At 71.3% G+C, this 13576-nt stretch carries 3 protein-coding genes and 4 pseudogenes; 4 read left to right on the top strand and 3 right to left on the bottom strand.

Annotation, left to right across the window (positions count from 1 at the left end; translation table 11 throughout):
- Positions 1-41: 41 nt before the first annotated feature.
- The 3 pseudogenes from J7462_RS33770 to J7462_RS29295 form a co-directional block, all read right to left on the bottom strand.
- A pseudogene (locus J7462_RS33770) lies at positions 42-358 on the bottom strand (hypothetical protein); the annotation flags it as partial.
- Positions 298-2241 (bottom strand): annotated as a pseudogene (locus J7462_RS32735) (polyketide synthase dehydratase domain-containing protein); the annotation flags it as partial. The pseudogenes J7462_RS32735 and J7462_RS33770, both read right to left, overlap by 61 nt.
- Positions 2242-2516: 275 nt before the next feature.
- Positions 2517-5396 (bottom strand): annotated as a pseudogene (locus J7462_RS29295) (type I polyketide synthase); the annotation flags it as partial.
- Positions 5397-5580: 184 nt separating this feature from the next.
- On the opposite strand from J7462_RS29295, the gene J7462_RS29290 reads away from it, so the two are divergent.
- The 4 genes and pseudogenes from J7462_RS29290 (at position 5581) to J7462_RS29265 (ending at position 13565) form a co-directional block, all read left to right on the top strand.
- Entirely contained in the window at positions 5581-6786 is a 1206-nt protein-coding gene (locus J7462_RS29290; RefSeq protein WP_219469013.1) for a cytochrome P450, read from the top strand.
- Positions 6783-6992 (top strand): ferredoxin, encoded by a 210-nt coding sequence (locus J7462_RS29285; RefSeq protein WP_308291068.1) that lies wholly within the window; start codon positions 6783-6785, stop codon positions 6990-6992. Before J7462_RS29290 ends, J7462_RS29285 begins: the two co-directional genes overlap by 4 nt.
- A 107-nt stretch (positions 6993-7099) precedes the next feature.
- Positions 7100-10995, top strand: a pseudogene (locus tag J7462_RS33765) (type I polyketide synthase); the annotation flags it as partial.
- The gene (locus tag J7462_RS29265; protein WP_219469007.1) at positions 10944-13565 is read left to right on the top strand and encodes an SDR family NAD(P)-dependent oxidoreductase; all 2622 of its coding nucleotides are present in this window, start codon (positions 10944-10946) and stop codon (positions 13563-13565) included. The pseudogene J7462_RS33765 and the gene J7462_RS29265, both read left to right, overlap by 52 nt.
- Positions 13566-13576: the final 11 nt, after the last annotated feature.

Below are 13576 nucleotides of genomic sequence, written 5' to 3'. Positions count from 1 at the left end.
CGGTGTGGATGACGGTGGTGAGGGGGTGGGTGGTGGGGATGGTGGTGAGGAGTTGGTGGAGTTGGTGGGGTTGGGTGAGGTCGATTTGGGCGGTGTGGGTGGTGGTGCCGTGGGTGTGGAGTTCGGTGGTGAGGGGGGTGAGGGTGTCGGGGTTGCCTCGGGTGGTGAGGAGGAGGTGGTGGTGGGGTGGGTGGTGGCGAGGTGTCGTGCGGTGTGGGTGGCGAGGGCGCCGGTGGCGCCGGTGATGAGGATGGTGCCCTGGGCGGGTCTGGGGGCGGGCACCGTGACGGCCAGTTTGCCGGTGTGCCGGCCGAGGCTGAGGTGCCGGAGCACGTCGGGAAGGTCGCTGGCGGGCCAGACGGCCACCGGCAGGGCGGGCAGGGCGTCGGTGGTGAGCAGGTGGGTGAGGGTGGTGAGGAGTTGGTGGATGCGGGTGGGTCCGGCGTCGAGGAGGTCGTAGGGCTGGTAGGTGAGGTGGGGGTGGGTGGTGGTGACGGTGTGCGGGTCGCGGATGTCGGTCTTGCCGATCTCCAGGAAGGTGCCCCCCTCGGCCAGCAGTGCCAGTCCCGCGTCGACGTGCGCCTGGGTCAGGCTGTTGAGCACGACGTCGACCCCCTGCGGGGCCACCGCCGCTATCCCCTCCCGGTACGCGGTGGTGCGGGAGTCGTGGATGTGGGAGTCGGGCACACCGAGCGCGCTGAGGGTGGGTTGCTTGCCGATGCTGGCCGTGGTGTGCACGGTGGCCCCGAGGTGCCGGGCGTAGTGCAGGGCGGCCATCCCGACCCCGCCGGTGGCGGTGTGGATCAGGACGGACTGCCCGGCCCGCAGGCCGGCGAGGTCGCCGAGGCCGTACATGGCGGTGAGGTAGGCGATCGGCAGCACCGCGGCCTGGCTGTCGCTGAGGTGGTCGGGGGTACGGGTGAGCAGGTGGTGGTCGCAGACCGCGAGCGGGCCGGTGCCCTCGGAGAAGAGGCCCATCACCCGGTCGCCCGGGTCGAGTCCGGTCACGCCGGGACCGGTCTCCACGACCACGCCCGCGCCCTCGCTGCCCAGTGGCGCCTCACCGGGGTAGCTGCCCAGCGCGATGAGCACGTCGCGGAAGTTCAGGCCGGTGGCGTGGGTGCGTACCCGCACCTCGCCGTCGCGTAGCGGGCGCAGCGCCTCGGGTGCCGGGACCATGGCGACGTTGGCCAGGGTGCCGGCGGAGGTGGTGCCGAACCGCCAGTTCTCGTCCGGGGGCGTCAGCCGCGCCGGGTCGTCGGCGCAGCGGACCAGCCGGTCGACGTACGCCACGCCGAAGCGCACCGCGAGGTGCGGTTCGGCGGCTGCGAGCGCGGCGGCCAGCACCGACGGGTCGGTCGGGCGTCCGTCCAGGTCGAGCAGCACGAACCGGTCGGGGTGTTCGGCCTGCGCGGAGCGGGTGAGGCCCCAGCACGCGGCGGCGGCCAGGTCGGCGATCTGGTCGGCGAGGTGCGCGGCGACCCCACCTTCGGTGGTGACCACCAGTCGGGTGCCGGCCAACCGTTCCTCGGCGAGCCACTGCTGGAGGCTGTGCAGCAGCGCCTCGGTCAACTCGTGTGCGGCGGCGACCGGATCGTCGGTGGTGGCGGCCGGGGCGTCGGCGGGCGTCTCGTCCGGGCGTGGGGTGCGGCAGGGCAGGAAGACCACGTCGGGCAGCTCACCGGCGAGCAGGGCGGCGAGGTCCGGCACCTGGCGCAGGCCGGGCAGCGCGCCGTGCAGCGCCGGTCCGGGCGTACCGAGGACGGCCCAGCCCGCCGGGTCGGCCGGCGGCGCGGCGTCCGCGCGTAGTTCCTGCCAGTCGAGGCGGTGCAGCAGCTCGGTGCCGGGCGCGGCGGCGACGGGCAGCGTGGCGGGGTCCAGGTCGCGCAGGTCGAGGCGGTCGATGGAGAGCACGGGGTGCCCGGCCGGGTCCGCCAGCAGCACCTGGTACGCACCGTCGCCGATCGCGGTGAGCCGGGCCCGCACCGACGTGGCCAGGTTGGCGTGCACGGCGACGCCGGAGAAGCTGTACGGCACGCGGGGCGCGGTGCCGAGGTCGTCGACGGCGACGGCGATCAGCGCGTGCAGGGCCGCGTCGGCGAGCGCCGGGTGCACGGCGTGACCGTCGGGGCGCAGGTCGTCGGGCAGCTCGACCTCGGCGTAGACGTCGGAACCGGCACGCCAGGCACGGCGCAGGTTCTGGAACGAGGGCCCGTAGTGGTAGCCCTTCGCGGCGAGCAGCGGGTAGAGCGCGTCGATGTCGACCGGTTCACCGGCCGGGGGCCAGACGCCGATCTCTGCCGGGACGGTGGGCTCGTCGGGGCTGAGTGTGGCGGTGGCGTGGGTGGTCCAGGTGGTGGTGGTGCGGGTGTGGATGGTGAGGGTTTGGTGGCCGGTGGGGGTGGGGGTGGTGAGGTGGAGGTGGAGGTGGGTGGGGGTGGTGGGGTGGAGGGTGATGGGGGTGTGGAGGGTGAGGTCGGTGATGGTGGGGGTGTGGGGGTGGTGGTGTGGAGGGTGAGGTCGAGTAGGGCGGTGGCGGGCAGGAGGGTGGTGGTGTTGATGGTGTGGTGGTGGAGCCAGGGGTGGGTGGTGGTGGTGAGGGTGCCGGTGTGGTGGGTGGTGTGGTCGGGGGTGGTGATGGTGGTGGTGAGGAGGGGGTGGGGGTGGGTGGTGTGGGTGTGGGGTTGGGGGTGGAGCCAGTAGTGGTGGTGTTGGAAGGCGTGGGTGGGGAGGGTGGTGTGGGTGGGGTTGGTGGTGGTGGGTGTGGGTGGGGTGGTGTGGGTGGTGTGGTGGGTGGCGATGGCGGTGGTGAGGGTGTGGTGTTCGGGGTGTTTGGGGTGGAGGGTGGGGGTGAAGGTGTGGCCGGTGGTGTGGGTGTGGGGTGCGGTGGTGGTGAGGGTGGTGTCGGGGCCGAGTTCGATGTGGTGGGTGGGGGTGTTGGTGAGGTGGGTGAGGGCGTGGTGGTAGCGGACGGGTTGGCGGATGTGTTGGGTCCAGTATTCGGGGGTGGTGATGTGGTGGGGGTCGGCGGGTTGGCCGGTGAGGGTGGAGAGGATGGGGGTGTGGGGTTGGTGGTAGGTGAGGGTGGTGGCGGTGGTGTGGAAGGGGGTGAGGATGGGGTCCATGTGGTGGGAGTGGAAGGCGTGGCTGACGTTGAGGCGGGTGGTTTTGTGGTGGTGGGTGTTGAGTTGGTGGGTGAGGTGTTCGATGGCGTCGTGGTCGCCGGAGATGACGAGGTGGTGGGGGCTGTTGATGGCGGCGATGGTGAGTTGGTGGGGGTATTGGGTGAGCCATTGGGTGGCTTGGGTTTCGGTGAGGTTGGTGGCGATCATGGCGCCGCCGGGGGTGGCGTTTTGCATGTGGTGGCCGCGGGCGGCGACGAGGGTGCAGGCGTCGGGGAGGGTGAGGATGCCGGCGGCGTGGGCGGCGGCGATTTCGCCGACGGAGTGGCCGATGAGGTAGTCGGGGTGGATGTTGTGGTGGGTGAGGAGGGCGTGGAGGGCGGTTTGGAGGGCGAAGAGGGCGGGTTGGGCGTATTGGGTTTGGTGGAGTGCGGGGTGGTTGGTGAAGACGAGGTCGTGTAGGGGGATGTCGAGGTGGGGGTTGAGGTGGGTGGCGCAGGCGTCGAAGGTTTCGGCGAAGGCGGGGTGTCGGGTGTGGAGTTCGGCGCCCATGTGGGGGCGTTGGGAGCCTTGGCCGGTGAATTGGAAGAGGGTTTTGGTGGTGGTGGCGTGGCCGGTGGTGGTGCCGGGGTGGGGGGTGTTGGTGGTGATGGCGTTGAGGCCGGTGAGGAGGTCGTGGAGGGTGTGGCCGGTGATGGTGGCGCGGTGGGGGTGGCGGGTGCGGGTGGTGGCGAGGGCGTGGCTGACGTGGTGGGGTGGTTGGGGGTGGTGGGTGAGGTGGTCGTGGAGGCGTTGGGCTTGGTCGTGGAGGGCGTCGGGGGTGTGGGCGGTGATGGTCCAGGTGAGGAGGGTGTTGGTGGGGGTGGGTTCGTCGGGGGTGGTGGGTTGGGGTTCGGGTTGTTCGAGGATGAGGTGGGCGTTGGTGCCGCTGATGCCGAAGGAGGAGATGGCGGTGCGGCGGGGGCGGTCGTGGTGGGGCCAGGGTTGGGTGGTGGTGAGGAGGGCGACGTTGCCGGTGGTCCAGTCGACGTGGGGGGTGGGTTCGTCGATGTGGAGGGTGGCGGGGAGGAGTCCGTGGTGCATGGCGTGGGTCATTTTGATGACGCTGGCGATGCCGGCGGCGGCTTGGGTGTGGCCGATGTTGGATTTGATGGAGCCGAGCCAGAGTGGGGTGTCGGGGTGGTGTTCCTGGCCGTAGGTGGCTAGGAGGGCGTGGGCTTCGATGGGGTCGCCGAGGGTGGTGCCGGTGCCGTGGGCGTCGACGGCGTCGATGTCGGCGGCGGTGAGGCGGGCGTTGGCCAGGGCGGCGCGGATGACGCGTTCCTGGGCGGGTCCGTTGGGTGCGGTCAGTCCGTTGGACGCGCCGTCCTGGTTGACCGCGCTGCCCCGGATGACCGCGAGGACGGGTCGTCCGGCCCGGCGGGCGTCGGACAACCGCTGCACCACCACCACACCCACACCCTCGGAGAACCCGGTCCCGTCGGCCCCGGCGGCGAAGGCCCGGCAGCGGCCGTCGCGGGACAGCCCGCGCTGCCGGCTGAACTCGATGAACAACCGCGGCGCGGACATCACCGTCACGCCGGCGGCCAGTGCCATCGAGCACTCCCCCCGGCGCAGGGACTGGACCGCCAGGTGCAACGCCACCAGCGACGACGAGCAGGCGGTGTCCACCGACAACGCCGGCCCCTCCAATCCGAGGGTGTAGGAGATCCGGCCGGAGGCCACGCTGGTCAGCACGCCGGAGCCGACGTACCCCTCGGCCTCGGCCGGCACGGCACGGACGTCGGGCGCGTAGTCCTGCGGGATCGCGCCGACGAAGACGCCGGTGTCGGTGCCGCGCAACGCGTCCGGCGCGATACCCGCCCGCTCCACCGCCTCCCACGACGTCTCCAACAACAACCGCTGCTGCGGATCCATCGCCAACGCCTCACGCGGCGAGATCCCGAAGAACTCCGCGTCGAACCCACCCGCCTCGTGCAGGAAACCACCCTGCCGCGTGTACGACCGACCCACCGCGTCCGGATCAGGATCGTAGAGACCCTCCAGATCCCACCCCCGACCCTGCGGAAAATCACCCACCGCGTCGCGACCCTCGACCACCAGATCCCACAACTGCTCCGGCGAGACCACCCCACCAGGAAAACGACACGCCATACCCACGATCGCGATCGGCTCCCGGTCGGCACCCTCGACCTCGGCCAGTCGGCGTCGGGTCTGCTGCAGGTCGGTGGTGACCCGCCTGAGGTACTCACGGAGCTTGTCTTCGTTTGCCATCGCGGGCCATCCCCCTGGGGGTCGCGGGTCTGAAGAGAGCAGACCCATCGGACTACACAGGACTGTCCGCGTACGTACTTAGATCGCCCTATCAGGGCTCTAAATCGCCTGCTCGGAGCGGGGAAACCGGGGGCTGACGGGCGCGGGTAAGGGTGAATTTAGAGTCCGTCCCTAGGTTCCCGGCATGACCGAAGACGGCGTTCCGGGCGCACCGGCATTCCCCATGCCCCGTACCTGCCCGTTCTCCCCACCACGCGAGTACGCCGAGCTGCGGGCCGCCCGGCCGCTGTCCCGGGTGACCCTCCAGGACGGCAACACGGCGTGGCTGGCCACCAGCCACGAGTACGTCCGCACGCTGCTCGGCCACCCCGCCACCAGTGCCAACCGGGCCCACCCCGGCTTCCCGGCGACCGTCGCCAACGTGCAGGCCTTCGCGCAGAAGGGCTTCCTGCTCTCGATGGACCAGCCGGAGCACTCGCTGCACCGGCGGATGGTGGCCGCGGAGTTCACCGTGCACCGGATCCGGCAGCTGCGGCCGCGCATCCAGCAGATCGTCGACGACCGGATCGACGCGCTGCTGGCGATCGGGACCCGCCCGGTGGACCTGGTACGGGAGCTGGCCCTGCCGGTCCCCTCCCTGGTCATCTGCGAGCTGCTCGGCGTCCCGTACGGCTCCCGCGAGGTCTTCCAGGGGCACACGGAGGTGTTGCTGGCCCGGGCCAGCACCCCGCAGCAGCGGCAGGAGTCGTTCGGTGCGCTCCGCGCCTTCCTCGGGGACCTGGTCAGCAGCAAGGACGGCAATCCGGACGACGACCTGCTGGGTCGCCTGTCGGTGAAGTACCGGGCGGCGGACTGCTACGACCACGAGCTGCTCACCGGGTTCGCGATGCTGCTGCTGCTCGCCGGGCACGAGACCACCGCGAGCATGATCTCGCTCGGCCTGCTCGCGCTGCTGCGGGACGAGCGGCTCGCGACGCAGCTGACCGACGATCCCACCCTGACCCCGAACGCCGTCGAGGAGCTGCTGCGTTACTTCAGCATCGTCGACTACCCCACCGCCCGGGTCGCGCTGGCCGACATCGACCTCGGCGCGGACCGGGTGCGCGCCGGTGAGGGCTTCGTCGCCTCCGCCGCCGCTGCCAACCACGACGGCGACGTCTTCGCCGACCCGGGCACCATCGACTTCCGGCGCGGCGTCCGCGGCCACGTCGCCTTCGGTTACGGCGTGCACCAGTGCCTCGGGCAGAACCTGGCCCGCGCCGAACTCGAGATCGTCTACGACACGGTGCTGGCCCGGCTGCCCGCCATGAAGCTGCTGACCTCCCCCGAGGAGCAGCCGTTCAAGGAGGCCACCGTCTACGGCCTGCACTCCCTGGAGGTGACCTGGTGAGTTTCCTGCGCCTGACCGTGGACGAGGAGCAGTGCTGCTGCTCGGGCCAGTGTGTGCTCGCCGCCCCCGACCTGTTCGACCAGCGCGAGGAGGACGGCATCGCCGTGGTGCTGGTCGTCGAGCCGACGGCGGACCGGTACGAGGAGGCCCGGACCGCCGCCCGGCACTGCCCGAGCAACGCCATCTCCGTGCACGAGCGGGACTGATTCCCGCTTCGCTCGACAGCCCGCCCACCGGGCGCGTGGGCCGGGTTCCCGCATCCCTGGCACCCGGAAAGGCCTGTCCCGTGTCGAACTCCGAAGACAAGTTCCGTGAGTACCTCAAGCGCGCCACCGTCGATCTGCGGCAGACCCGCGCCCGCCTCGCCGAGGTGGAGGAGCAGGATCGGGAGCCGATCGCGATCGTGGGTATGGCGTGTCGTTTTCCTGGTGGGGTGGTCTCGCCGGAGCAGTTGTGGGATCTGGTGGTCGAGGGTCGCGACGCGGTGGGTGATTTTCCGCAGGGTCGGGGTTGGGATCTGGAGGGTCTCTACGATCCTGATCCGGACGCGGTGGGTCGGTCGTACACGCGGCAGGGTGGTTTCCTGCACGAGGCGGGTGGGTTCGACGCGGAGTTCTTCGGGATCTCGCCGCGTGAGGCGTTGGCGATGGATCCGCAGCAGCGGTTGTTGTTGGAGACGTCGTGGGAGGCGGTGGAGCGGGCGGGTATCGCGCCGGACGCGTTGCGCGGCACCGACACCGGCGTCTTCGTCGGGGTGATGTACAACGACTACGGCTCCCGGTTACGACCGGCGCCGAAGAGCTTCGAGGGTTACGTCGCCAACGGCAGCCTCGCGAGCCTCGCCTCGGGCCGGATCGCCTACACGCTCGGCCTGGAGGGGCCGGCCCTGTCGGTGGACACCGCCTGCTCGTCGTCGCTGGTCGCGTTGCACCTGGCCGCCCAGTCGCTGCGTAAGCGGGAGTGCTCGACGGCGCTCGTGGGTGGGGTCGCGGTGATGGCCACCCCGACCACCTTCGTGGAGTTCAGCCGCCAGCGTGGCCTGGCGCCCGACGGCCGGTGCAAGGCGTTCTCCTCGTCCGCGGACGGCACCGGTTGGGGCGAGGGTGTGGGTGTGGTGGTGGTGCAGCGGTTGTCCGACGCCCGCCGGGCCGGACGACCCGTCCTCGCGGTCATCCGGGGCAGCGCGGTCAACCAGGACGGCGCGTCCAACGGACTGACCGCACCCAACGGACCCGCCCAGGAACGCGTCATCCGCGCCGCCCTGGCCAACGCCCGCCTCACCGCCGCCGACATCGACGCCGTCGACGCCCACGGCACCGGCACCACCCTCGGCGACCCCATCGAAGCCCACGCCCTCCTAGCCACCTACGGCCAGGAACACCACCCCGACACCCCACTCTGGCTCGGCTCCATCAAATCCAACATCGGCCACACCCAAGCCGCCGCCGGCATCGCCAGCGTCATCAAAATGACCCACGCCATGCACCACGGACTCCTCCCCGCCACCCTCCACATCGACGAACCCACCCCCCACGTCGACTGGACCACCGGCAACGTCGCCCTCCTCACCACTACCCAACCCTGGCCCCACCACGACCGCCCCCGCCGCACCGCCATCTCCTCCTTCGGCATCAGCGGCACCAACGCCCACCTCATCCTCGAACAACCCGAACCCCAACCCACCACCCCGACGAACCCACCCCCACCAACACCCTCCTCACCTGGACCATCACCGCCCACACCCCCGACGCCCTCCACGACCAAGCCCAACGCCTCCACGACCACCTCACCCACCACCCCCAACCACCCCACCACGTCAGCCACGCCCTCGCCACCACCCGCACCCGCCACCCCCACCGCGCCACCATCACCGGCCACACCCTCCACGACCTCCTCACCGGCCTCAACGCCATCACCACCAACACCCCCCACCCCGGCACCACCACCGGCCACGCCACCACCACCAAAACCCTCTTCCAATTCACCGGCCAAGGCTCCCAACGCCCCCACATGGGCGCCGAACTCCACACCCGACACCCCGCCTTCGCCGAAACCTTCGACGCCTGCGCCACCCACCTCAACCCCCACCTCGACATCCCCCTACACGACCTCGTCTTCACCAACCACCCCGCACTCCACCAAACCCAATACGCCCAACCCGCCCTCTTCGCCCTCCAAACCGCCCTCCACGCCCTCCTCACCCACCACAACATCCACCCCGACTACCTCATCGGCCACTCCGTCGGCGAAATCGCCGCCGCCCACGCCGCCGGCATCCTCACCCTCCCCGACGCCTGCACCCTCGTCGCCGCCCGCGGCCACCACATGCAAAACGCCACCCCCGGCGGCGCCATGATCGCCACCAACCTCACCGAAACCCAAGCCACCCAATGGCTCACCCAATACCCCCACCAACTCACCATCGCCGCCATCAACAGCCCCCACCACCTCGTCATCTCCGGCGACCACGACGCCATCGAACACCTCACCCACCAACTCAACACCCACCACCACAAAACCACCCGCCTCAACGTCAGCCACGCCTTCCACTCCCACCACATGGACCCCATCCTCACCCCCTTCCACACCACCGCCACCACCCTCACCTACCACCAACCCCACACCCCCATCCTCTCCACCCTCACCGGCCAACCCGCCGACCCCCACCACATCACCACCCCCGAATACTGGACCCAACACATCCGCCAACCCGTCCGCTACCACCACGCCCTCACCCACCTCACCAACACCCCCACCCACCACATCGAACTCGGCCCCGACACCACCCTCACCACCACCGCACCCCACACCCACACCACCGGCCACACCTTCACCCCCACCCTCCACCCCAAACACCCCGAACACCACACCCTCACCACCGCCATCGCCACCCACCACACCACCCACACCACCCCACCCACACCCACCACCACCAACCCCACCCACACCACCCTCCCCACCCACGCCTTCCAACACCACCACTACTGGCTCCACCCCCAACCCCACACCCACACCACCCACCCCCACCCCCTCCTCACCACCACCATCACCACCCCCGACCACACCACCCACCACACCGGCACCCTCACCACCACCACCCACCCCTGGCTCCACCACCACACCATCAACACCACCACCCTCCTGCCCGCCACCGCCCTACTCGACCTCACCCTCCACACCACCACCCCCCACACCCCCACCATCACCGACCTCACCCTCCACACCCCCATCACCCTCCACCCCACCACCCCCACCCACCTCCACCTCCACCTCACCACCCCCACCCCCACCGGCCACCAAACCCTCACCATCCACACCCGCACCACCACCACCTGGACCACCCACGCCACCGCCACACTCAGCCCCGAACCGGCACCCGACTCCACGCCCGCGGCGCCCGGCGTCTGGCCGCCGCCGGGGGCGCAGCCCGTCGACCTCTCCGGCCTGTACGCGCGACTGACCGACCACGGCTACGCCTACGGCCCGACCTTCCGTAACCTGCGGGCGCTCTGGCGGCACGGCGACGAGCTGTACGCGGAGGTCAGCCTCCCCGACGGGACCGAGATCGACGGGCACGTCGTACACCCGGCGTTGCTGGACGCGGCGCTGCACGCGCTGATCGCGACGCCGGCCGACCTCGACGGTCCGCTGCGGGTGCCGTTCTCCTGGGGTGGGGTGCGCGCGACCGGCCGCAGCACCGCCGCCCTGCGGGTGCGGTTGACCCGGCTCTCCGAGCACGCGGTACGGCTGGTCGCCACCGACCTCGACGACGCCGAGGTGATCACCGTGGAGGAGCTGACCACGAGGCCGCTCGCGGTAGACCAGTTGGCCGCCCCGTCGGCCCCGGTCACGCCGCTGCGGGTCGAGTGGGTGCCGCAGGAGGCCGATCCGGCCGCCGGGTCGACCGCCGTGCACGTGGTCGGCGTGGACCCGCTGAAGTTGGCCGACGCGCTCCGCTCAGCCGGCCGCGACGTCGCCGTCCACGCCGACCTGGACGCTCTCGCGGCGGCGATCGACGCCGGCACGGCGGTCGCCGCCGACACCCTGGTGACCTGCGTGACCGACGGTGGCCCGGGCCGGCGATCGACCGGGCCGCCGCGCGCCCTTGCGACGAGGTCGTCGCCCTCGCCCACGAGGTCGCCGAACGGGCGCTGGGGTTGGCGCAGCGGTGGATCGGCGAACCCGCCTTCGGTGACCACCGGCTGGTGACGGTCACCCGGGGGGCGGTCGCCACCCGGACCGGGCCGGAGATCCAGGATCTGCCGGCGTCCACGGTGTGGGGGTTGATCCGGTCGGCGCGCGCCGAGTTCCCCGACCGGTTCGCGCTGCTGGACCTGCCGGGTCCGGCCGATGCGACGTTGTCGTCGGCGTTGGCCGGGCCGGAGCCGGAGGCGGCGGTGCGGGACGACACCACACTGGTCCCCCGGCTGGTCCCGGTCGCCGACTCCGCGGCCGTGCTACGGCCCCCGACCGGCGGCGGGAACTGGCGGCTGGACGTGACGAGCCGCGGCACGTTGGCGAACCTGGCGCTGGTGCCGTCGCCTGCGGGGGACCGCCCGTTGGCCGCCGGCGAGGTACGGGTCTCGATGCGCGCGGCGGGTCTGAACTTCCGGGACGTCATGATCGCGTTGGGGCTCTACCCGGGCGACGACGCGCAGATCGGTGGCGAGGGCGCCGGCGTCGTGGTCGAGGTCGGCTCCGAGGTCACCGGGCTGGCGGTCGGGGACCGGGTGATGGGGTTGTTCCCCGAGGGCTGTGCCGGCCCGGTGGCGGTCTCCGACCACCGTCATCTGGTGCGGACCCCGGCCCGGCTCAGCGACGTCGAGGCGGCGGTCCTGCCGATCGTCTACCTGACCGCCATGTACGGCCTGACCGACCTGGCCGACCTGCGGGTCGGTCAGCGGCTCCTCCTGCACACCGCCACCGGCGGGGTCGGGATGGCCGCCCTGCACTACGCCCGGCACCTCGGGGCCACCGTGCACACCACCGCGAGCGCACCCAAGCAGGCCACCCTGGCGGCCCTCGGGGTCCCCGCCACCCACATCCACGACTCCCGGACGACGGCGTACGGCGAGCGCATCCGCGAGACCGATCCCGCCGGTGTCGACGTCGTGCTGAACACCCTGACCCACGCGCACGTCGACACCAGCCTCGCGCTGCTGGCCGAGGGGGGCACCTTCCTCGAGATCGGCAAGACCGACATCCGCGACCCGCACACCGTCACCACCACCCACCCCCACCTCACCTACCAGCCCTACGACCTCCTCGACGCCGGACCCACCCGCATCCACCAACTCCTCACCACCCTCACCCACCTGCTCACCACCGACGCCCTGCCCGCCCTGCCCGTCACGGGCTGGCACGTGACCAACGCCCCCGACGCCCTGCGGCACCTCAGTCAGGCCAGGCACACCGGCAAGATCGCGCTGGTCGTCCCCGCACCGCAGCCCGCGCGGGGCACCATCCTCATCACCGGCGCCACCGGCGCCCTCGCCACCCACACCGCACGACACCTCGCCACCACCCACCCCCACCACCACCTCCTCCTCACCACCCGAGGCAACCCCGACACCCTCACCCCCCTCACCACCGAACTCCACACCCACGGCACCACCACCCACACCGCCCAAATCGACCTCACCCAACCCCACCAACTCCACCAACTCCTCACCACCATCCCCACCACCCACCCCCTCACCACCGTCATCCACACCGCCGGCACCCTCCACGACACCCCCCTCACCACCCAAACCCCCCACACCCTCCACACCACCCTCACCGCCAAAATCGACACCACCCACACCCTCCACACCGCACTCCAACACCACCCCGACGTGAATCTCATCGTCTTCGGCAGCGCCACAGGCACCCTCGGCAACGCCGGTCAGGCCAACTACGCCGCGGCCAACACCTTCCAGGACGCCCTGACCCACCACCGCCACACCCTGGGGCTCGCCGGCACCACGATCGCGTGGGGGCTGTGGCACACCGAGTCGGGGATGGGCGCCGGCCTCCAGCAGCAGGATCTCCAGCGGCTCGGCCGGATCGGCGTACGGCCGATGGACGTCGCGGACGGCCTGACCGCCCTCGACGCGGCCGTCGACCTGGGGCAGCCGGTGACCGTCGCGATGGGGCTGCACCTGCCCACCCTCGCCGCCCGTGCGCGTGACGGGCTGCTCGCGCCGCTCTTCCGGGCGTTGACCGGGCCGGTCGACGCAGCCTCGTCGGAGCCGGACGGTCCGGCGACGCTCAGGCCGCTGCCCGAACGACTCGCCGGGCTCACCGACGGCGACCGGCACGCCCTGCTGCTGACCCTGGTCTGCGAGAACGCGGCGATCACCCTGGGCCATGCCGGGACGGCGGGCATCCCCCCGGAGCGGCAGTTCAAGGACCTCGGCATCGACTCGCTCACGGCGGTGGAGCTGCGCAACCGGCTCGCCACGGCGACCCAGCTGCGGCTCTCGGCCAGTCTGATCTTCGACCACCCGAGCCCGGCACAGCTGGCGAGGCACCTCGGTGAACGGTTGACGCCCCGGGAGCAGGACCCGTTCGCGGTGTTGTTCGCCGAGTTGGACCGGCTGACCGCCGACCTGACGGTGGCGGCACCCAACGCCGCGGCGATGGGCCGGCTGGCCGCCCGGCTGGCCGGCTTCCAGGACCGGGTGGAGGAGCAGCGGTCCGCCGTGGTGGCGGAGACCGGTGACGAGGTGACCGCGATCTCGACGGCGACCGACGACGAGATCTTCGACCTGATCGACAACGAACTCGGCATCGGCTGAAGGAGTCGCAC

It is taken from the genome of Micromonospora sp. RL09-050-HVF-A, from assembly GCF_019374995.1.
In the GTDB taxonomy this organism is placed as follows: Bacteria; Actinomycetota; Actinomycetes; order Mycobacteriales; family Micromonosporaceae; genus Micromonospora; species Micromonospora antibiotica.
This window is presented reverse-complemented; position numbering and strand designations above follow the sequence as displayed.